The organism is Shouchella patagoniensis (assembly GCF_002019705.1).
GTDB classification, from domain to species: domain Bacteria; phylum Bacillota; class Bacilli; order Bacillales; family Bacillaceae_D; genus Shouchella; species Shouchella patagoniensis.
In genome coordinates this window covers 3,077,699-3,098,125 of the sequence record NZ_KV917377.1, presented here as the reverse complement: position 1 = coordinate 3,098,125, position 20,427 = coordinate 3,077,699, and the positions used below count along the sequence as shown (strand labels likewise).

Genomic DNA, 20,427 nt, shown 5'->3' with positions numbered 1-20,427 from the left:
TCTCCTTAAAATCCATTGTTTTCGATTAGCGACTTAAACCACCATCCACTTTTCTTAACAGTCCGCTCTCCATCTTTTGCTAGATTGACAGACACAAAACCGTACCTATTCTTATAAGCATTCGTCCACGACCAATTATCCATAAAGGTCCACAAGTGATAACCCTTAACGTTTGCACCCTCTTCTAATGCTTTATGAAGCCATTTTAAATGGTCTGAAATGAATTCAATTCGGTAATCGTCTTGAATGATGCCGTCCTTGTCTCGGAATTTTTCTTCTCCTTCAACACCCATACCATTTTCTGAAACAAAACTCTCGATATTCCCGTAGTTCTCTTTCAGATTAATTAATAAATCATAGATACCTTGCTCATAAATTTCCCAGCCGCGATGAGGATTCATTTTCTTTCCAGGCATATCATAGCCATCAAAGAACGTTCCAGGCATAACCGGCCCTTCTCCAATTGGTGTTTCCTTTGCTTTTACTCGTCGTGGCTGATAATAATTCACTCCTAAAAGGTCGACTGTATTCGCTGTGATTACTTCTTTATCCATTTCCTCCTTTTCCGGTAAAAGCTCGTATTGTTTTAGAACCGCTATCAGTTCTCGAGGAAATTCCCCTTTGACAGATGGATCAAGGAAAGAGCGATTAAAGAAGGCATCGGCGAGCACTGACGCTTCTACGTCTTGTTGATTGGATGCATCCCGCGGATAGGAAGGAGTTAAGTTTAAGATTACTCCAATCTTCCCCCCCTGTTCTAATTGACGGTATTTCTGAATTGCCATCGCACTTGAGAGCATTGTGTTGTAACCAACCTGTACTGCACGTTTTAAATCAACAACTTGCGGATAATGAAATTGATAGAGGTAGCCCCCTTCAACTGGAACAATTGGTTCGTTATGTGTGAACCAAGTTTTGACTCGGTCTCCAAATTGTTCAAAACACACGTTTGCATAATCGGCGTATGCATAAACGACTTCTCGATTCTCCCAACCACCAATTTTCTGCATCTCCATTGGCATATCAAAATGGAATAGATTCACAAAAGGTTCAATTCCAGCACTAATTAATTCATCGATGACATTAGAATAAAAATCGATGGCCGTTTTGTTTACCGGGCCTACCCCATTAGGAATGAGCCTTGACCATGAAATCGAAAAACGGAATGTATTATGACCCAGCTCTTTCATCAAAGCGATGTCTTCCTGATAGCGATCATAAAACTTTGAGGCATTCGTTGGACCCACCTTATTAAAAAAGCGATTTGGCTCTAATTCGTACCAATAATCCCATATATTCATTCCTTTACCATCACGATTTGCTGCACCTTCTATTTGAGTCGCCGATACAGCTGTCCCCCACCAAAATTGATGCGGGAATTTATATGTTGTCATTAAACTCATCCTTCCTCCCTTATAAAAATTAATTTTAAGTAAATATTAAGTAAAAATTTAAGTTAATAATTACTTTATTATGAAAGCGCTTACTAGTCAAGACAAAAAAAAAGAAACGCTCATTTTTTTCTTAAGAGCGTTCTTTTAAGCGTTTTACCGAATTACGTAAAACAAGCGACCCTTTTATTAACATTCTTCCATAACTTCCATTGCGAACATGTTCACTTTCCAATTTTTCAACCATTCTTTTTGTAGCTACTTTTGCCATTTCTTCTATATCTACCTCCACTGTCGTTAATGGTGGATCGGATAACGTTGCATAAATATCATTATCAAACCCAACAATCGAGCAATCTTCAGGGACACGAATTCCTTTTTGATTCAACTTCTGAATGAGCAAGTATCCGACTCGATCACAGTTACAGACAAAAGCTGTTGGAAGTTTGCTAGGAAGTTCTAAATTAACAAACTTCCCCATATCATCTCTGTCATTAATCAAATAATGATCATTAAAATGAAGACGATGTTCAAGTAAGGATTTATACATGCCGAGAAAGCGATCTTGAATGCTGCTCGTCGTGTGAACATTCCCAACAAATCCAATTTCACTATGTCCTTGATTGATTAAGTAATTTGTCAACTCATAAACGGCGTAAAAATTATCTGTTACAACAACATCCGTATTAATTTTGTCCGTATAAAAATCGAGAAATACTAAAGGTACATTTTCCTTTAATAAATACTCAATGTATTCATTTGAGGGTTGTCCTAACAGTATGACACCGTCCGCTTTATTCTCGGAAATTGCTTTTGGCAATAACCGTTCTTCTTCATCACCCGCGCTTAATATTTGTAAAATGCCATAATATTGATAGGATTCTAGCCATAAAGCAATTTGCTTATGAAATTTTAAATAGAATGCTTGGTCATCACCCGCAAAACGTTCAGGAATTAAGATCACAATGTTACTTGTCCGCCCATTTCCAGATTTGACACTTGTATTAAACCGATAGCCCATCTCTACGGCAATCTCTTTAATTCTCAGTTTTACTTCAGTACTCACGCCTTCTTTATCATTTAAGGCTTTGGAGACCGTTACAGTGCTAACACCCGCTTTTTTTGCAATATCACCCATTGTTACCATATCAATCATCCTTTCACCCTTTATTTTACCTTTTATAAACCATTCTGTTAAGTAAATAAAGTAAATGTTCATCCGTACTTAATTAGATTTGAATTATGCTGCTTTGTATATGATAGAATGAAACTACTTTTCCTTCATTTAGTTTACTATTAATTGAGGAGCTGATCAGTTTGCGGACCGTTTGTTTATCCGTTTTTGCTATTGTTTTTTTGTTCTCGTAGGTTGTCACACAGTCGACACGAATGGAGAGACACCTCCAAATCCAGATAAGAAGCACGAAAAACAAAATTTGTCTTCTAAACCTGGAACAGATTCGTTAAATGATATGAACCAACTAGATACATTTCACACCACTTATTTGCCTGAACACTTTACTGGATTCGTTAGCGACACAAGAGGTCTCGTTAACACACTTAACGGTCTTATTTCCTTTAACCTTCCCGCTAACACAAATGCCGAAGTAGGAGACCGAGTTTTATTAACGTATTCAATTGTGTTTGAATCATATCCTGGTCAAGCAACCGCTGATACAGCTGAAATTATCTCTCCTCCAAAAGAAGAAAACCAGTCTTATTCAGAGAAAGAAGCCATTCAACTCGCATTTGAAGAAATAGATTTAGATTTATCACTTCGATATCTCCTATTATGGATTTATCTATGTTGAGCGAACGGATTACAATGAAGATGACGATAAATGGACAATATCGATGAACGTTCATAACGAAATGATGTTAATTGAAATAGAAAAAGCCTCTCAATGACAAGAGGAGCTGTAGCTATAAATCGTGGACAAGATCCTTCGAAATTCGACGTAGATCTATTATGAAGTTAGAAACTGCTACGCCCAAAGAGCGTCCCAATAGATTAAATCGGCGTAACCAAAAAACCAAACCAAGCAATGGTTTGGTTTTTTCGACAAATGCTATTTACAATAGTAGACTCAACCGATCGTCTTTACTACTTGTTCCCGCAATGCTCGCTTTAAAAATTTACCGACTGAAGTCCTTGGCAATTGTTCCATAAAAACAATCTCATCTGGAAGCCACCATTTAGCAAATTGAGGTGCCAAGTATTCTAAAATATCTTCTTTTGTTGCTTTTTTATCTTCTTTTAATACAACACAAGCAATCGGACGTTCCTGCCACTTTTCATGTGGAACCGCGACTACTGCTGCCTCTAACACCGCTTCATGTCCCATAATGGCATTTTCTAAATCAACTGAGGAAATCCATTCACCACCGCTTTTTATTAAATCTTTCGTACGATCAACTATTTTAATTGACCCTTCTTCGTCAATTGTGACAACGTCACCTGTGTGGAGCCAACCATCACGGAATGTATCGATAGACCGCTCGTCTTGATGATAAGAATCAGCTATCCATGGTCCACGAATGAGTAACTCACCCATTTCGTTTCCGTCCCAGGCAATCTCTCCGTTCTCATTTACCCCTTTAATATCAATAAGTGGAACAGCCATACCTTGCTTAGCTCGCACAGTATAACGGTCTTCCTCTTCCCATTCTTGTTGATGGCTTTTTAGTCTTGAATAAGACACAAGAGGACTCGTCTCTGTCATACCGTAGGCGTGGAAGAATGGCACACCCAATTTTTTCTCAAAAGCTTCAATGATTGATTTTGGCGCAGCAGAACCACCACAAATCACGGCACGAAGACTACTCGCATCGTAATTCCCTTTATTTAGCACTTGCAACAAACCAAGCCAAATCGTTGGAACGCCACCAGTAAATGTGACTTTTTCAGACTCAATGAGTTCGGCCAATAACTGAGGTGTGAAGTTAGGTCCCGGTAGTACTTGTGTTGCCCCATAAAATGTTGCACTATATGGAAGTCCCCACGCATTCACATGGAACATTGGTACAACTGGCATACAAACATCATTTTCTGAAATGGCGGTTGTATCAACCATTCCTTGTACTAGACTGTGGAGTGCGATTCCTCGATGTGAATAAAGAACGCCTTTTGGTTTTCCAGTTGTAGCTGATGTATAACACATTGCCGCAGGTTCATTTTCATCAAGACCCGTCAGAAAAGAAAAACCCCGGTCCCCTTTATCTAACAATTGTTCATAAGAAAATAATGGGGCAAGCGATGATTCTGGTACACTTTCATTATCCGTCATAATAATATACGTATGCACAGTCGTTAATTGTTCTTGTACTGACTCAATCACCGGAAGCAAGTCCTCATCAATCAGTAAAATCTTATCTTCTGCGTGATTAATGACATACACAAGATGGTCTGGCGAGAGTCGCATATTTATCATATGCAAAACAGCACCCATTCCTGGCGCAGCGAAATAGGCTTCTAAATGACGATGATGATTCCAAGCGACCGTCCCAACTCGCTCTCCACGTTTAAGTCCAAGCTCTGTTAAAACACTAGCAAGCGCCCTTGTCCTTTTACCAATCTCGGCATATGTATACCGGTGCGTCTTGGCAAGCGTTCTTGAGATTACCTGTTTATTGGGAAAATAACGCTCCGCTCGTTCAAGCATTGGCGGAATTGTTAAAGGTGTGTTCATCATTAGGAAAACCCCTTTCGTACAAATATTTGTATGCGCTTCCAAGTTGTTCGATTCATTTTATCAAGATTATTCTCAATAATCAAATTAAAAGTGATTCATTATAGAAACTCTTCATCATTAAAAGGATATAGAACCGGTTTAGCCAATTAGATAGAGAAGGTTTGTTTCTCATGTCATACAAAGGAGCTAGAAAAATGAAGTTTCCACTACTATATCTTATTATCTTTTTCTTACTATTTAGCGGTTGTAATCAAACCCAACCAAGTTCGTTAACGAATTATGAATCATCTTCAAATTTTACTGGATTTGTTATCAAAACCTTTGATTCCTCCGCTCTCGTTTACACCGAAGAAAGTTCGCTGATTTCTTTCAAAGCTTTAGAAGCAAACGCAGAAATTGGAGACCGTATTGATATTAAATATGATGAAGTAGAAGCTTCCTTTCCAGGACAAGCAACAGCTATATCTTCAAAGGTGGTATCCCCACCAAAGCCTGACGGAGCGACTTACACAGAAAAAGAGGCCATTAACTTAGCATATCAAGAAATAGCACATATTCCTCCCGCAGACGAATACCTTGATTACCGCTATGTGATTTATACAAATTATCAGGGGGATACAGACAAGTGGTTGATCTCCATCTTCATTTATGGAGAAGATGAGGGGCGAATTGTTGAAGTGAAATAAAATATGCCGAGAACATTGCTTGTTCTCGGCTCAGCACTGCTTTACTTTTTTAGATGATCTGGCAATTGATATGCGCCGTCTTTATCATGAACCTCTTCACCTGTTGTTGGTGGATTAAAGACACAAACCATTCGCATGTCTGTTTTGGCGCGAAGATAATGTTCATCGTGCTCATCAAGAACATAGCACTCAAATTTCTTCACTGGCCAAATTTTGCCGTCTTTAATTGTTTCAACCTCACCTTCACCTTCAATAATATAAACGGACTCAAGATGATATTTATACCAGAGATGTGTTTCCGTTCCCGCCTTAATTTGTGTGTCATGAACGGAATAACCCATACCATCTTTTTCGACAACAAGACGTTGACTCGTCCAGTTGCCTCCATCTACGTCTCTTTCGGTTCCAATGATCTCTTCTAGTTTTACTACTTTCATGATGAATAGCCTCCTGGTCCAATGTATACTTAGTTTGCTACTGCTTCTTTTACACCAAGAACTGAGCGAATACTCTCTTCAATAATATTCAACCCATCTTGCAATGCTTTATCATCAATATTTAAGGCTGGAAACAATTTAAATACTTCATCTTTAGAGCCTGCTGTCTCCATAATTAGTCCTCTTTGGAAAGCTTCTTGAGCTACTTTTCCAGCTAAACCATCTACTTCAGAGCAAATACCAACCATCAAGCCTCGACCTTTCACATGTCCTTTCATTTCTGGATACGTGTCAACCAACTTCGTTAAGAAAGCATAAACAGCTTTTGACTTTTCTTTGATTGCGTTCTCGAAGTCATTCCCTTTCCAGTAATCAAGTGCAGAGGTAGCCGTTATAAAAGCATGGTTATTCCCTCTGAACGTGCCATTATGCTCACCTGGTTCCCAAATATCAAGTTCTGGAGTAAATAAGGTTAGTGCAAGCGGGGTTCCATATCCGCCGATTGATTTTGACAAGCAGACGATATCTGGCTTGAGACCAGCTTCTTCAAAACTGAAGAAAGTGCCTGTTCGTCCAATACCCGCTTGGACGTCATCGAGAATCATTAAAATGGCATGCTCTTTACAAATACGCTCTAATCGCTGTAACCATTCCATACGGGCGGCATTGATGCCACCTTCTCCTTGGACCGTTTCTAGAATAACAGCAGCAGGAATATCTACTCCTGAACCGCCTTCTACTAAGAATTGTTCGAGGTAATCAAGAGTATCCAAATCTTCGCTGATAAAATTGTCATACGGCATCGTTACAACATTAGTTAGCGGTATCCCTGCCCCTTTTCGCTTAAAGGCATTTCCCGTAACCGATAATGAACCAATCGTCATACCATGAAAACCATTTGTAAAGCTAATAATGTCAGTCCGACCAGTTGCTTTTCTAGCTAGCTTTAATGCGGCTTCCACAGTATTTGTTCCCGTTGGTCCTGGAAACATTACTTTGTAATTCAAATCTCTTGGCTTTAAAATCACTTCGTTAAACGCTTGTAAGAAATCAGCCTTAGGCTTTGTAGCCATATCAAGAGAGTGAGTTACGCCATCCTCCATAATGTAATTAATAAGCGCATGTTTCATCTTTTCGTCATTGTGACCATAGTTCAAGGCACCTGCTCCAGAAAAGAAATCAATGTATTCTTTTCCGTCTTCGTCCCACATTTTCCAGCCCTTTGCCTTTGTAAATACAGTCGGGAAATTGCGAACATAACTGCGTACTTCTGATTCCAAATTCTCAAAAATGCTCATATCTGTTTTAGTCACGTTACGATGTTCCTCCTTAGAATCTTATTAAGACTTAAGTGGTCCAATTCGAAAAGTCTTTTCTTCTTCGTGGTTTTCATCTGGGAATAAATCTTTCCCAAAACATTCAGAAACACTGTATGCTGTTCCTTGTGAACGAGCTAACTTTTTAAATAAAGACTGGGATGCGATGTTTGACGGTGTCACAGTCGCTTCGACATAGTTTACATTTTCACATACACTACGTTCCAAAAGCTTCTCAAGTAAGTCAAGCGCGAGTCCTTTGCCACGTTGTGATTCAGCTACACCTACTTGCCAAATAAACAACGTATCCGGTTGTTTCGGTGGGATAAAACCGGTGATAAATCCAACGACATCGTTTTCTTCTTTTGCGACAATACAAGTTTCGTCAAAATATTCGCACATCATAATGTACTTGTAGGATGAGTTTGAATCGAGGGATGAATCCTCAGCAAGCTGCCACATGGCACCTCCATCTTCAACGGTTGGCTTTTCTAGCATCAAAACCGGTGATTGAGCCATAATTACCTCCTTTATTTAATTAAGATTGCAGCGATATTCTTGTTTCTTTTACCCTGACTCATAAAAAACAAAACACCTTTTTTTATTTAATTAGGATTGTTTGATCCTTCTTAATAATAGGATGGTTACATAAATTCTGCAAACATCTAATCTCTTAATATTAGCCTCAAGATTGAAGATGACAGCGGTTGCTCGACAGAGAGGTTGTAATTCTTCCCATATCCTCCTAATAAGTCGCAAATACTCCTCCTTTTAAAAAGACAAAAAAAGAAAGGGTAGCGTTTACCCTTCCTTATCGCATGTTTCACACACATTGAAATGAAGCGATTCTTCTCGTATCAATTCCAAAATAAATCCATCTAAAAAACATCCAACGATAACCGGCGACTGAATTCCTTCCAATAAATGTTGGATAGAACCAAAATTGTTCACCGTTATTTAATCGAATATACGTGTATCGGAATGCGCAACCCGATATTGCCCCCGGGTCAACAGCAAATACCGATGGTGAACCCTGTGTCGCCAAAACCCCTTCTGATGGCGGTGGTCCACTAGGAGGTGGAGCGGTCGGAGGACCTCCTTGCCCCCCTCCTCCAGGAAAGCCCGGCGGGCCTCCTGGACCTTGTTGACCAGGACCTCCTCCTGGAAAACCCGGAGGCCCTCCCGGGTAGCCTGGTGGGCCTCCTTGCCCTGGAAACCCAGGGCCACCTCCACCTCCTCCTGGAAACAAACTTGAGATGATTCGATGCTGATGTGGGTCCATTCGTTCTCCTCCTCTAACAATCATTTCATATCATACGCATTTGCCTAGCGAAAGGTGATTTTTCTTCTCTTTTCCTCAAAACACTAACCTCGTGTATAACGAGACAACTCCGTTTGCATACTAAGTAAATCAATAGAAAAGGGCGGCGTACAATGGCAATTTTGACGGATAATTTATTGGCTAATGATTTGTTAATAAAAAACATATTCCATAAAGCAAAGAGCGTACGCTCTCTTTCCATACAATTAGCAAACTCCACTGAAGCAAAACTGCTCTTTCTAGAAGAAGCAATTGATGAAAAGAAACTCCATTCTTTTATATTTGAACCCATTCAAGCACTTACTGAATCAAATCAACACTTTTCTATGTTTGATTTAGAAAACTGGCTTAAAGATGGGGCCCCTGTACAAACAAACGAATTAGAAACGTGCAAACGAGGGTTACTTAATGGCAAAGCAGTACTCATTTTCAATCACAACTATGCTTACTTAATTGACTGTTCCAATTGGGATATACGCAGTGTGGGTGTTCCGTTATCAAGTAGTGTTTATGAAGGTCCTGCCTCTGGATTAACGGAAGATCTTTCGACAAACTTGAACTTAATGCGCAACTATTTCCGTAGCTCTGATCTTGCGATAACAACACTTTCTGTGGGAAAACACGCCGCTAAAAATATGGCAGTCCTTTCTGTTGAAGGAAAAACAAAACCTGGACTTGTTTCCGAAGTCATTGCACGCTTAAAAAGTATCAACGTTGATGATTTTATCGTTTCACAAATTGCTATTGATGCATTAGAAGGTAAAGGATTCCTTTTTCCACGTACCATGACAATTGATCGGCCTGACGCTTGTGCAATGGCGCTTGCTAAAGGACGTGTTGTTCTATTAGTCGAAGGATCACCATTAGCGATTATTGCTCCAAGTGTTTTTTTTCATTTCTTTCAAAATCAAGACGATTATTTATCAGAGTTCGGTCGATTTGGCGCAAGACCACTTCGTTACTTGTATTTTTTAATTGCGACTTTACTACCAGCAATTACGTGTGCACTCGTACGGTTTCACCTCGAATCATTGCCCCCGGATTTGGCAACCCAATTAATTAAAACGCATGGTACACTCGCGCCTTTTACAATTGAATTATTGTTTGTCATATTACTTATGCAAATCATAATGGACGGTTCATACCGGTTGCCAGGTAATACGATCTTTGCCGTTACTTTTATTGGAACGATGCTCATTAGTGATATTGCAATAGACGTTAGCCTTTTTCACCCCGTTACGATCGTTATCATTGGGGTTTGTTATATTACAAGTTTTCCAGTTCTGCATCGTGGATTATTGTCACCTATCTTTTTTATGAGAATTACTCTATTGCTCATTGCCCACTTCTTCGGATTTACAGGCATTGTTCTTGCAGCAACTGCTCTGATTATATATGGTGTATTCTTACGTTCTCTTGGTGTTCCTTATCTATATCCCCTTTTACCTTTTCAGCCTAGCAGGTGGCGCGACACCATTTTTCGTCCAAGTTTAGTGAAAGTCATCAATCAACCAAATTCATTGCCATTTAATCAAACAAAGGCAGCGGCCGGTAGAAAAAAAGAATGGTGAGTCTCGTCTGATTGCGCGACACTTCTATTCGATATATTTAGACGTATGAGTATAAAAAATTAAGCAAACGCCAACTTGCTTATGAACTAATTAGAAAATGCATTGTTGATGGTAGTTATGCTCCTGGGAAAAGAATCGTTATGGACCAAATGGCAAAAGAACTTGGTTCAAGCGCTATCCCAGTCCGAGAAGCAATAACGTGCGCCTCATTCCATAATTGAACATGACCAGCTTATTCAGATGTTCACTGACGGTGCCACAGATGTTGAAATTGAATTGTTTGCACGGCAACACAAACTAAATACGGTTCACGCAATTGAATTTGGACAAAAATAAAGGTGATCTTGCAGCATTTGCAAGAATCACCTTTATTTTTATGAAATCATCCCGTAATTCCCTGAATAAAAAGTTAACGGCTCGGCATCGGTCACAACAACATCCCTCACCTTACCAATATACAGCGTATGATCACCTTGGATCGTTGTATCATGGACATCACAAGCGATACTAGCAAGCGCCTTATCAATCACCGGTAAACCAGAAAACTCTGTAAACACCGCAGTGTTTTTATCGTTTATTTGCCCAGCAAACTGCTTAGACACATTTTCTTGGCTCCGAGAGAGCAGGTTGACTGCAAACGTACTAGATAAATCGATATATCCTTTCATCTTTGCCCGATTGCCCACAGAAATAAGAACTAACTTTGGATCGAGTGAAACCGACATAAATGCGTTTGCAGTCATGCCATGTATATCCCCATCTACTTCAGTCGTAATGACCGTTACTCCTGTTGTAAATTTGCTCATAGCCGTTCGAAACAAACGCTCATCCATTTTCTCCTCGCCCCTTAAATGACAAACTGTGGTTTCCCTTGCTTTAAAACAGGTTTTTTAATTTCAACAGGATCCTGTGTTTTGACATCAAGAACGGTTGAAGCTTCATTAAACCAACTATCCGGCGCCTCGTGCCCCCAGAACGTTCCTCTCATTGGATCATTAATACCCCAGCGAATTGGTTTAAAATCAGGGTCACTCGTTAAATAATCACCGTTATATAATTCAATTCGATGTCCATCTGGATCGCGTACATAAAGAAAGAATGCGTTGGATAATCCATGACGGCCTGGCCCACGCTCAATGCTCGGTGAATACCCTTTAGCCGCTAATACATCACATGCATGAATGAGAGCCAATGGATCATTTAACCAAAAACCTACATGATGCAAACGTGGTCCTTCCCCATTCATAAATGCAACGTCATGTACGGTTTGTTTCCGGTGCAGCCACGCCGCCCAGATTCGTTCTTCTTCTGTTGCTGTGTATTCTGAACAAGCAAAACCTAGTTTTTCCGTGTAAAAGCCATATGCCTCCTCCACATCTCTCACCATGCAATTAAAGTGATCAATCCGCTGGACACGCGCACCCTTATACATATCATAACGTTGCAGCATTCGTTCCACTGAATCCATTTCAGCATAGTATTCAATTGGTAAGCTTGACACATCCTGTACGCGCAAAGCCCTTCCCATTGCATGCTGATCGCCTTTTGCAAGCCAAATTGGCTGCAATCCTTCTTGCAAGTACTGCTCATACAACGAGTCTAGGTCCGATTCCGCATACACTTTATAGCTAATTGCTTCAATAGCGGCTTCACCTGTCTTTTTCAAAAGAAGTGAATGATGATTATGTTCTTCCAAACCACGCAAATACAGCTCTGTTTCGGTGGACTCTGTTTCAATAAATCCTAACCCTTCAACATAAAAATCTCTTGCTTTTTCTAAATCAGTTACGTGCAATACAGCACGCCCCGTACGAATAATCGCGCCACTCATCTTATGACCCCCTCACAAGTGTTGGCTTCACACTTGAAATACTCTTTAGGAATTCATCAACTTGTGCTTTATAGGAATCTTTTTCAAATGCATCAAAGTACGCCATGCCCATACGAACTGGATCACCAAAGAAGTAATATTCATAGTGCATCTGACGACTTCCAAATGCACTCATCGTCATGTCCCAGACAAGCCTGAATAGTTGAACTTTCTCATATCCCTCTAAATTCTTGCCTTGCAATCCACGATGAAGAATTGCGCCAATCTCTTCATTCTGAAAATCCGCTTCTGTCGGAATTCCCATTAATCCAGACGCACCGAGGACGCGTAAAATTTCATTTAAGCGAGGGTACACACGTGGATACCAATTACGTGCAGCGTTAAGTGCTTCAAAATCTGGCGTCATCGTCCCCCACTTATCAGGTTTCGCGCTTTGTTCGGCGCGGTATAAATGAGATTTCATCGCTTCTAGCGTCAGCATAATTTCCGTTCCTTTGTCCTTTACATGTTGGAATCCATCAATACCAATCGCATCCATCAGTTTTAATACAACACCTAACAGGAATTCTGTTTTAACCACATTCTTGGATACAACTTGATGGGACATATGGACGACCGCATTTGTCTCGCGGAATGTTCGATTACAGATGGATGAATTCCCACAGACAAACACACGATCCCACGGAACAAGTACCTTTTCAAAAGAGACAATCGCATCACCTTCCTCGAAACGGGAGGACAATGGGTGATCCCATGCACTCTTGCCATAATCAAACGACTCACGGCTTAAAAATTTTAGTCCAGGCGTATTGTTCGGAATTGCAAATGCAAGCGAATATGGGTCATCTAACTCACCTGCAGGTTTTACGGTTGACGGAAAAACGAGAATCTCATCTGTAATTCCACCTTGCGTCGCAAGAAGACGAATGCCATCGACAATAATGCCGTCCGCTTGTTTTTCTACTAAATGCAATGCCACGTTTGCATCTTTTTGTTCATGCTGCGCCTTTGCCCGATTAACTTGAGGATGAATCAGCGTATGCGTTAAGCTTATATCATTCTCTCGCGCAAAATCATAATACTTACGAGCATTGTCGGCAAATCGCTGCTCATCTTCAGCAAATAAATCATTTGAAACACCCATAGCCATCACTTCAGCGTTTAAGTAATCGGGTGAACGTCCCATCATTCCTCCAGAAATACGCGCCCATTCCTGAATAGCCTCACGACGAAGGATAAGATCTTCAATCGTTTTCGGTCGCAAAAACGTCATCCCCACTTGATCGCCAGTTTTCTCAGATGTATAGAGCATCTTCTCTTTCTTTTCGTGCTGCACATCATAAAGCTTTGCCATCGACTTTACAACATTTGCGGTTGCTGGATGGGTTGTGACGTCGCCTACACGCTCGCCGTGCATATAAACATTGTTTTTTGCTGCCTTTAGTCGCTCAATGTATTGTTGTCCTGTTTTGGCTGGCAAAGTACTCCCCCCTCTTCACTGTTTTTTACCAAACTGCGGGATATGGTGATCACCTAGTGCAATATGAATCGCTTTCGGCTCTGTATAAAATTCAAACATCGCATAGTGTCCACCCTCTCGACCAATCCCACTTGCTTTCATCCCACCAAATGGAATGCGTAAATCACGAACATTTTGTGCGTTTACCCAAATCATCCCAGCATCTACTGCTTGCGCAACTCGGTGACCGCGTTGAAGGTCAGACGTCCAAACATAGCCAGCTAATCCATATTCAACATCGTTAGCTGCGTCAATGACCTCTTGCTCCTCCTCAAACTCGATAATCGAAACAACTGGTCCAAAAATTTCTTCTTGGCACACCCTCATATGGTTTTGTGCATTCAAAAGGAGCGTTGGTGAGATAAAATTTCCATCGGCGAGAGTCTCTGGCACATTCCCTTGGTAAACTTCACACCCCTCTTCTTTTGCAAGAGAGATATACGAATTGACTTTTTCCATATGTTCTCGACTAATTAAAGGTCCAAGTTGCGTAGAGGCATCCATTGAGTCACCGAGCGTCAGGTTATCGACTCTCTCTTTCATCGCCTCAATAAAACGATCTTTAATACTGCTGTGAAGAAACACTCGGGAATTTGCTGTGCACCTCTCTCCATTAAAAGAAAAAATTCCCCATACCGCCGCATCAAGTGCCCGGCCAAAATTTGCATCTTCAAACACGATTAGTGGTGACTTCCCACCGAGTTCCATAGAAGTTTTCTTCAATGTATCGGCTGAATTCTTTATAATTGTTGAGCCAGTCGTTGTTTCTCCTGTAAATGAAATTGCCGCGACATCCTTATGTGCAACAAGAGCAGCTCCAGCTGTTTCCCCGTATCCATGAACAACATTAAACACACCTTCTGGCAAATCCGCTCGATCAATGACCTCTGCCAATTTATCGACTGTCAAAGGCGACAACTCTGCTGGTTTTAAGACGACTGTATTGCCTGTTGCAAGAGCAGGTGCTACTTTCCATGTTTCCAACATAAATGGGGCATTCCAAGGCGTAATTAATCCTACAACACCAATTGATTTATATACGGTGTAATTAATAAAAGTATTATCTACTGGGTATGACTCTCCATGCAAAACGGACTGAACCATTCGAGCATAAAAACGAAAGTTCTCTGCAGCCCGAGCCGTCATTTTCTTCGTCTGACTAATTGGCAAACCTGTATCAAGCGCCTCTAAATACGCAATTTCTTCGATCTCTTCATCAATTAAATCAGCAATTCGGTTAATATAAACCATCCGTTCTTCGACTTTCATGCTGCCCCATGGGCCATTTTTCATTGCATTAGACGCAGCCTCGACAGCTTTAGAAATATCACGTTCATCTCCTGAAGCAACAGAATTCAACTTTTGGTTTGTAAAAGGATCTATATTTGCAAACGTTTCGCCAGAGCTCGCCTCAACAAATACACCGCCGATATATTGGTTACTATCTCTAACAGTGATGTTCTCGCGGTTCCATGCTTTTTTTGTTTGTTCCATTATCAATACTCCTTTCCAAATTTAAGAATGTGCACCAATATGAATGTACTCTTTTAAGACAATACGAATCTCATCTTGAAGCTCTTTCGTTGGTACATCCATCGGCATGCGTAATACAGGTTCCGTTTTCCCCATCATACCGAGCGCTGCCTTGAGCGGTGCTGGATTTGTATCTTTAAATAAAACGTCGTTTAAAGGCATCAATTCAAAGTGAAGATCAAGAGCTCTTTTTACGTCACCTTGCTCCCACGCATCATAAATCTCTGCCACTTTATCAGGAACAACATTTGCAGTTGCACTAATATGTCCCGCCCCCCCAATCGCAAGCATTGGATAACAAAGCAATTCAATCCCAGAGTATAATAAGAAATCTCGTCCACATTCGAGCAAGACACGATTTACATGTTCAAAGTCTTTATTGGACTCTTTTACACCAATTATGTTTTCACAATTCTGGTTTAACTTTGCTAATGTTTTTAAATCAAGGTTGGTCGCCGTTCTGCCTGGAATGTTGTAAATAATAATTGGGATATCAACTGCATCAGCTACAGCTTTAAAATGTTTATACAGTGCATGTTGAGAAGGCTTATTGTAATAGGGAACAATAATTAAAGCTGCATCTGCACCAAGTTCTTTTGCTTTTTTTGTTAAAAATAGAGTTTCCTGATGGTTTGTAGACCCGGTACCTGGAACAAAAGGAACCCGTCCATTCACTTGCTTTGCGGCCGTTTCCATTACCTTTACTCGTTCATCTACTGTCAACGAACTTGGTTCACCTGTTGTACCCGTCACAGAAATAGCATGGCTTCCACTTTCAATGTGCCAATCAATTAAATTCCGAAGTGCATCTAGATCAAGTGACTCATCTTGTTTAAACGGTGTGACAATAGGTGCGATGGAACCTCTTAACATTTGTTTTGCTTCTTTATACATATTACTCGCTCCTTTTTATTTAATAGGCGTAAACGCTCGTCATTCCAAACACTTCTTCGACTTCAGCCAAATCACACATGGTCCACCACTCTAACCGCTACTACCCATTAAGCAAGCTAACTTTTCGTTTAAGTACCAATTACAACGTATTCTTTCAACATATCAGAGCGGATCGATAGATAATTTTCGTCTAACAACACATTTTCACTACTTCTTCACCTTAAAATGAATACGCTTTCAAAAAAGTTCTTGCATTTACTCTAGCACGTGGTAAAGTATAGGAAAAATATTGATTTAATATGAAATTGATCTGTTTTTCATATGGAAGCATCGTCGCCCAATTCATTGTAAAGACTCATACAAAGGAGCAATTGATGAATGGATCTTAAACGACTTCGATATTTTCGCGAAATTGCTCAAGAAGGTCAAATCACTAAAGCAGCAAAAAACTTGCACATGGCCCAACCTCCTTTAAGTCAACAATTGCGCATTTTTGAAGAAGAACTTGGTGTGACGCTTTTTGAACGTAAAGGGCGCAAACTCCTTTTAACCGAAGCTGGCAACGCTTTGTTTATTCGATCAGCACCTATTCTAGAGGAACTTGAGGAGATGGAAAAAGAAATTCGTGAAACTGGAAATGGATTACGAGGAACCTTAAAACTCGGTGCCGTAAAATCTTGTTTTGCTTTTTTGCCAGAACGTATGAAACTATTTCATGACCGCTACCCTGATGTCCGTTTTTCACTAAGACAAGGCGACAGTTTCTTAATAAGTGAACTTGTTAAATCGAGAGAAGTAGAGCTCGGTCTAGTTCGTATGCCCCTGAATCTAGATGAATTCGAATCGATTCAATTAGAGAAAGAACCATTCATTGTCGCTTACCCTACTACCTACAACTACTCCGGCGGGAACTCAATCGACATAGCTGAGCTTGCCAAAATGCCGTTACTATTGCTCCACCGGGTAAGTGGAATTGGACAATATGAATTAATCCTCGATGCATTTTCTACCCAAAATCTGACTCCCCATATTCTTTGTGAGTGTCCCGATGTATCTATGCTATTATCACTCGTATCAAGTGGGCTTGGAGCCACCATCGTTCCAGAATCAACGCTCTTAGCATTCCAAACCCCACATATAACAACCGCAACAATTAAAGATGCCAACCTAGAAGCATCCTCTGCATACATTTGGCTAAAAGATCGCTACCTATCAAAAGCGGCAAGCAAATTTATTGACGATGTTGTTCATCAATGAGTTGTATGCGCTTACTTTTTTCTTGTGCGAATAATCATATATGATATCATATCTTATAATTATTGAATTTAAGGAGGGCATTATGGAAATTGTTACGGCTACTAAATGTGGCAAGCAAATTTACGGACGAAAGTCACACTTTTCTACCACAGCCGCTTATGATTGTCCAGTAACAGGAGCAATCTATGGATGTATTTTAAATGAACAAGAATCACTAAATAAAAGGCTTGCTACTTTCTCTGAAGCACCGTACCAAACCCCGCCAAAAGCTCCTATCTTATATCTTAAACCTGATAACACAAAAAACGGACATCGGTCACAGGTCTCCTTACCTGAAAAAACAACGAAAGTAACCATCGGCGGGACACTAGGAATCATTATCGGTAAAACAGCTACTCAAGTTTCTGTTGAGAAAGCGCTTGATTTTATTGGCGGTTATACAATTGTCAGTGATATCTCTCTGCCCCATGATTCATTTTTTCGACCATCGGTCAAGTATCGTTCTCTAGACGGGTTTACCCCAGTAGGTCCATGGATCGTACCAAAAGAGTCAATTACCGATCCAAATAACCTACATATTCGTACGATAATTAATGACGAAACAGTGCTACATTTTCACACGGGTAATCTCATCCGATCAGTTGAAGAACTCTTAAGTGACATCACTGAATTCATGACGTTATCTGCTGGTGATTGTTTGTTAGTAGGTACTGGTCTAAACCTTCCTCTGGCAAGGGTAGGCGATCGTATTGAAGTTCACATCGATGAGATTGGTTTTCTTCAACACTCGATTACCTTAGAGAAAAAGGGGGATTCATTATGAAAACCGCACGGGTTGCTGCAAATGGTGTGGTCCAACTCGCAATCGTTAAAGAAGGAAAACTACAGCTAGAAAATGGACAGCTCATAGAGGAAAAAGAAGCCGTTTTTCTCCCCCCCGTGGAACCCCGAACTGTTTTTGTTCTTGGCTTAAATTATGCCGATCACGCTGGAGAACTTTCGTTTAACGCACCTGAAGAACCATTGGTATTTTTAAAAGGCCCAAACACATTTGTTGGTCATAATTCATTAACCTACAAACCTGACTCCGCAGAAAATATGCATTATGAGTGCGAACTTGCCGTGATAATCGGAAAAGCAGGCAAATACATTCAACGTGAAGATGCGTATAAGTATGTGAAAGGGTATACAGTCGCAAACGACTACGCCATTCGTGATTACCTCGAGAACTATTACCGTCCCAATCTTCGTGTAAAAAATCGTGATACATGTACACCAATCGGTCCCTATCTTGTTGACGCAAGTGACGTTTCTGATCCTATGAATCTAACACTTAAAACCTATGTAAACGGTGAATTAACGCAAGCAGGCACCACTCGCGATATGATTTTTGATATTCCATTCTTAATTGAGTACTTAAGTTCCTTTATGACACTTAGTCCAAATGACATCATTCTAACTGGAACGCCTAAAGGCTTAGCTAAAGTGTACGCTGGAGATGAAATTGTGACAGAAGTTGAAGGAATTGGTCGGTTAGTGAACACCATCGCTGGAGATCAAACTTTTGACCGTGGGAAGGAGACAAAGGATGCCACACATCATCGTTGAGTATACAAGAAATTTAGACACAATCATCCAGTTCGATCAACTTCTACCTGCCCTACATAGTGTTCTACTTAAACAACCAGATGTGTTTCCTATTGGAGGAATTCGCTCCCGAGCAATTCCACTCGATCATTTTTATATTGCAGATGGCTCAAGGAAAGATGACGCTTTTGTTCACCTCACGCTAAAAATTGGTGCTGGCCGATCAATGGCCGAGAAACAACATACCTGTTCAGAATTATTTGATGTACTTGTGGATTACTTTAGAGATGAATTTAATAAGAGGGGCCTTGCCCTTTCTTTGGAACTTAGCGAGTTTAGTAAAGGTGGTACATTGAAAAAAAACTCAATCCATACCCGTTACAAATGAAATTTCGTCCCATAATGACGTTTTCTCCATCAAGCTCACAACTTACTACAAACAGCAATAAGCTTCGAGAGATTTTTATTTGAGAACTTAAAAGCAAGAGGATGCATAATTTGTCTCCATCGTTACCAGTAAGGTACAAAGGAATGGTTGAACTTTACAGTGCTTACGACGTAAGCTATAGTCATCGTCGTTTTTTAAACGTGAATAATTTAGAATAGATCAATATATAAGAAGGAGGGCTCCAAATGAATATGAACATCTTTATTATTGAAGACGACTCCCTTCTCTTAGAAGCATTAAATGAAGGGTTAAGCCAGTGGTCATATGAGGTAAGTAGTCCAAGTGATTTTTCTCATGTAATGGAAGACTTTGTAGCACATCGACCTCACTTAGTCATAATTGACATACAACTTCCTAAGTTTGATGGCTTTCATTGGTGTAGAGAAATACGTGCAGTATCCAAAGTACCCATTATTTTCCTTTCATCAAGAGATCATCCGATGGATATGGTGATGGCCATGAACTCTGGGGCGGACGATTATGTTCAGAAACCATTTCATATGGATGTCCTTCTCGCCAAGGTTAAGGCAATTCTTCGTCGAACCTATACGTATGAAGAAGCATCCTCCGATGTCATCGAATGGAATCAAGCCATTATTGACTTAAAAAGCGGTGGAATTTATAAGGACGGGGAAACCATTGAACTTACAAAAAATGAATTTTTTATTCTCTCGGTACTAGTCAAATCAAATAATGAGATTATCTCACGCCATGAACTGATGAAAATGCTCTGGGATGATGATCAATTTATTAATGATAATACGCTTACAGCCAACATCACAAGGTTACGACAAAAACTCTTCTCTCTTAATTTAGCCAATGGGATTGTGACGAAAAAAGGGCTTGGGTATATGGCTGTTACATAAGTGAGGATGAGATGCCATAAAATACATTTCATACTAATAAATAGAGAGAAGATTGCCAACTAAAAAACCACCTCAGAG

At 40.2% G+C, this 20,427-nt stretch carries 21 protein-coding genes; 9 read left to right on the top strand and 12 right to left on the bottom strand.

Annotated elements, in window-relative coordinates:
- Positions 1-5: 5 nt before the first annotated feature.
- Both BK584_RS16315 and BK584_RS16310 read right to left on the bottom strand, forming a co-directional pair.
- Complete coding sequence (locus tag BK584_RS16315; RefSeq protein ID WP_078393544.1) at positions 6-1,403, bottom strand: glycoside hydrolase family 1 protein; 1,398 nt, start codon at positions 1,401-1,403, stop codon at positions 6-8.
- Between the two features lie 121 nt (positions 1,404-1,524).
- Complete coding sequence (locus BK584_RS16310) at positions 1,525-2,538, bottom strand: LacI family DNA-binding transcriptional regulator (RefSeq protein WP_078395686.1); 1,014 nt, start codon at positions 2,536-2,538, stop codon at positions 1,525-1,527.
- Positions 2,539-2,827: 289 nt separating this feature from the next.
- Here BK584_RS16310 and BK584_RS16305 point away from each other — a divergent pair, with 289 nt between their 5' ends.
- Positions 2,828-3,202, top strand: coding sequence for a hypothetical protein (locus BK584_RS16305; protein ID WP_139365685.1), 375 nt, complete (start codon positions 2,828-2,830; stop codon positions 3,200-3,202).
- Positions 3,203-3,478: 276 nt separating this feature from the next.
- Here BK584_RS16305 and BK584_RS16300 read toward each other — a convergent pair whose 3' ends face one another.
- Entirely contained in the window at positions 3,479-5,083 is a 1,605-nt protein-coding gene (locus BK584_RS16300; protein ID WP_078393542.1) for a long-chain fatty acid--CoA ligase, read from the bottom strand.
- A 194-nt stretch (positions 5,084-5,277) separates the two neighbouring features.
- On the opposite strand from BK584_RS16300, the gene BK584_RS16295 reads away from it, so the two are divergent.
- Positions 5,278-5,769: a hypothetical protein gene (locus BK584_RS16295; protein ID WP_078393541.1), complete on the top strand. Its 492-nt coding sequence runs from the start codon at positions 5,278-5,280 to the stop codon at positions 5,767-5,769.
- A 41-nt stretch (positions 5,770-5,810) separates the two neighbouring features.
- On the opposite strand, the gene BK584_RS16290 is transcribed toward BK584_RS16295, so the two are convergent.
- The 4 genes from BK584_RS16290 to BK584_RS16275 all read right to left on the bottom strand — a co-directional run bounded on the left by BK584_RS16290 (position 5,811) and on the right by BK584_RS16275 (position 8,804).
- Entirely contained in the window at positions 5,811-6,206 is a 396-nt protein-coding gene (locus BK584_RS16290; RefSeq protein ID WP_078393540.1) for an ectoine synthase, read from the bottom strand.
- Between the two features lie 29 nt (positions 6,207-6,235).
- Positions 6,236-7,519 (bottom strand): diaminobutyrate--2-oxoglutarate transaminase, encoded by a 1,284-nt coding sequence (gene ectB, locus BK584_RS16285; protein WP_245808885.1) that lies wholly within the window; start codon positions 7,517-7,519, stop codon positions 6,236-6,238.
- 27 nt (positions 7,520-7,546) lie between these two features.
- Positions 7,547-8,041 carry a diaminobutyrate acetyltransferase gene (gene ectA, locus BK584_RS16280; protein WP_078393539.1) on the bottom strand — a complete coding sequence of 165 codons (495 nt, stop codon included), beginning with the start codon at positions 8,039-8,041 and terminating at the stop codon, positions 7,547-7,549.
- 304 nt (positions 8,042-8,345) lie between these two features.
- Complete coding sequence (locus tag BK584_RS16275) at positions 8,346-8,804, bottom strand: hypothetical protein (protein ID WP_180320513.1); 459 nt, start codon at positions 8,802-8,804, stop codon at positions 8,346-8,348.
- Between the two features lie 152 nt (positions 8,805-8,956).
- Here BK584_RS16275 and BK584_RS16270 point away from each other — a divergent pair, with 152 nt between their 5' ends.
- Positions 8,957-10,414 (top strand): spore germination protein, encoded by a 1,458-nt coding sequence (locus BK584_RS16270; protein ID WP_078393537.1) that lies wholly within the window; start codon positions 8,957-8,959, stop codon positions 10,412-10,414.
- A gap of 89 nt (positions 10,415-10,503) precedes the next feature.
- On the top strand, positions 10,504-10,635 hold the full coding sequence (locus BK584_RS24210; RefSeq protein ID WP_139365790.1) for a GntR family transcriptional regulator: 132 nt from the start codon (positions 10,504-10,506) through the stop codon (positions 10,633-10,635).
- A 153-nt stretch (positions 10,636-10,788) separates the two neighbouring features.
- Here the strand turns inward: BK584_RS24210 and BK584_RS16260 are convergent, their stop codons facing one another.
- The 5 genes from BK584_RS16260 to hpaI are packed head-to-tail and all read right to left on the bottom strand — an operon-like array spanning position 10,789 to position 16,191.
- Positions 10,789-11,247 carry a flavin reductase family protein gene (locus BK584_RS16260; protein WP_078393536.1) on the bottom strand — a complete coding sequence of 153 codons (459 nt, stop codon included), beginning with the start codon at positions 11,245-11,247 and terminating at the stop codon, positions 10,789-10,791.
- A 14-nt stretch (positions 11,248-11,261) separates the two neighbouring features.
- Positions 11,262-12,245, bottom strand: coding sequence for a 3,4-dihydroxyphenylacetate 2,3-dioxygenase (gene hpaD / locus BK584_RS16255; protein WP_078393535.1), 984 nt, complete (start codon positions 12,243-12,245; stop codon positions 11,262-11,264).
- Position 12,246: 1 nt separating this feature from the next.
- On the bottom strand, positions 12,247-13,725 hold the full coding sequence (gene hpaB, locus BK584_RS16250) for a 4-hydroxyphenylacetate 3-monooxygenase, oxygenase component (protein ID WP_078393534.1): 1,479 nt from the start codon (positions 13,723-13,725) through the stop codon (positions 12,247-12,249).
- Positions 13,726-13,740: 15 nt separating this feature from the next.
- Positions 13,741-15,258, bottom strand: a complete 1,518-nt coding sequence (hpaE, locus tag BK584_RS16245) for a 5-carboxymethyl-2-hydroxymuconate semialdehyde dehydrogenase (RefSeq protein ID WP_078393533.1) — start codon at positions 15,256-15,258, stop codon at positions 13,741-13,743.
- A gap of 21 nt (positions 15,259-15,279) precedes the next feature.
- Positions 15,280-16,191 carry a 2,4-dihydroxyhept-2-ene-1,7-dioic acid aldolase gene (gene hpaI / locus BK584_RS16240; RefSeq protein ID WP_078393532.1) on the bottom strand — a complete coding sequence of 304 codons (912 nt, stop codon included), beginning with the start codon at positions 16,189-16,191 and terminating at the stop codon, positions 15,280-15,282.
- A gap of 378 nt (positions 16,192-16,569) precedes the next feature.
- Between hpaI and BK584_RS16235 the strand changes: the two genes are divergently transcribed.
- From BK584_RS16235 to BK584_RS16215, 5 genes are all read left to right on the top strand, one after another.
- Positions 16,570-17,448 carry a LysR family transcriptional regulator gene (locus BK584_RS16235; protein ID WP_078393531.1) on the top strand — a complete coding sequence of 293 codons (879 nt, stop codon included), beginning with the start codon at positions 16,570-16,572 and terminating at the stop codon, positions 17,446-17,448.
- 82 nt (positions 17,449-17,530) lie between these two features.
- A complete protein-coding gene (locus BK584_RS16230) occupies positions 17,531-18,271 on the top strand; it encodes a fumarylacetoacetate hydrolase family protein (RefSeq protein ID WP_169871307.1) in 741 nt (246 codons plus the stop codon).
- Positions 18,268-19,056, top strand: a complete 789-nt coding sequence (locus tag BK584_RS16225) for a fumarylacetoacetate hydrolase family protein (protein ID WP_078393529.1) — start codon at positions 18,268-18,270, stop codon at positions 19,054-19,056. Before BK584_RS16230 ends, BK584_RS16225 begins: the two co-directional genes overlap by 4 nt.
- The gene (locus BK584_RS16220) at positions 19,037-19,423 is read left to right on the top strand and encodes a 5-carboxymethyl-2-hydroxymuconate Delta-isomerase (RefSeq protein ID WP_078393528.1); all 387 of its coding nucleotides are present in this window, start codon (positions 19,037-19,039) and stop codon (positions 19,421-19,423) included. Before BK584_RS16225 ends, BK584_RS16220 begins: the two co-directional genes overlap by 20 nt.
- A 245-nt stretch (positions 19,424-19,668) precedes the next feature.
- Positions 19,669-20,349, top strand: coding sequence for a response regulator transcription factor (locus BK584_RS16215; RefSeq protein WP_180320512.1), 681 nt, complete (start codon positions 19,669-19,671; stop codon positions 20,347-20,349).
- Positions 20,350-20,427: the final 78 nt, after the last annotated feature.

Bases quoted from the DNA above. Each gene is read 5' to 3' on its own strand.
- BK584_RS16315 (WP_078393544.1), bottom strand. From the start codon at position 1,403: ATGAGTTTAATGACAACATATAAATTCCCGCATCAATTTTGGTGGGGG.
- BK584_RS16310 (WP_078395686.1), bottom strand. From the start codon at position 2,538: ATGGTAACAATGGGTGATATTGCAAAAAAAGCGGGTGTTAGCACTGTA.
- BK584_RS16300 (WP_078393542.1), bottom strand. From the start codon at position 5,083: ATGATGAACACACCTTTAACAATTCCGCCAATGCTTGAACGAGCGGAG.
- BK584_RS16295 (WP_078393541.1), top strand. From the start codon at position 5,278: ATGAAGTTTCCACTACTATATCTTATTATCTTTTTCTTACTATTTAGC.
- BK584_RS16290 (WP_078393540.1), bottom strand. From the start codon at position 6,206: ATGAAAGTAGTAAAACTAGAAGAGATCATTGGAACCGAAAGAGACGTA.
- ectA (WP_078393539.1), bottom strand. From the start codon at position 8,041: ATGGCTCAATCACCGGTTTTGATGCTAGAAAAGCCAACCGTTGAAGAT.
- BK584_RS16275 (WP_180320513.1), bottom strand. From the start codon at position 8,804: ATGGACCCACATCAGCATCGAATCATCTCAAGTTTGTTTCCAGGAGGA.
- BK584_RS16270 (WP_078393537.1), top strand. From the start codon at position 8,957: ATGGCAATTTTGACGGATAATTTATTGGCTAATGATTTGTTAATAAAA.
- BK584_RS16260 (WP_078393536.1), bottom strand. From the start codon at position 11,247: ATGGATGAGCGTTTGTTTCGAACGGCTATGAGCAAATTTACAACAGGA.
- hpaD (WP_078393535.1), bottom strand. From the start codon at position 12,245: ATGAGTGGCGCGATTATTCGTACGGGGCGTGCTGTATTGCACGTAACT.
- hpaE (WP_078393533.1), bottom strand. From the start codon at position 15,258: ATGGAACAAACAAAAAAAGCATGGAACCGCGAGAACATCACTGTTAGA.
- hpaI (WP_078393532.1), bottom strand. From the start codon at position 16,191: ATGTATAAAGAAGCAAAACAAATGTTAAGAGGTTCCATCGCACCTATT.
- BK584_RS16235 (WP_078393531.1), top strand. From the start codon at position 16,570: ATGGATCTTAAACGACTTCGATATTTTCGCGAAATTGCTCAAGAAGGT.
- BK584_RS16230 (WP_169871307.1), top strand. From the start codon at position 17,531: ATGGAAATTGTTACGGCTACTAAATGTGGCAAGCAAATTTACGGACGA.
- BK584_RS16225 (WP_078393529.1), top strand. From the start codon at position 18,268: ATGAAAACCGCACGGGTTGCTGCAAATGGTGTGGTCCAACTCGCAATC.
- BK584_RS16220 (WP_078393528.1), top strand. From the start codon at position 19,037: ATGCCACACATCATCGTTGAGTATACAAGAAATTTAGACACAATCATC.
- BK584_RS16215 (WP_180320512.1), top strand. From the start codon at position 19,669: ATGAATATGAACATCTTTATTATTGAAGACGACTCCCTTCTCTTAGAA.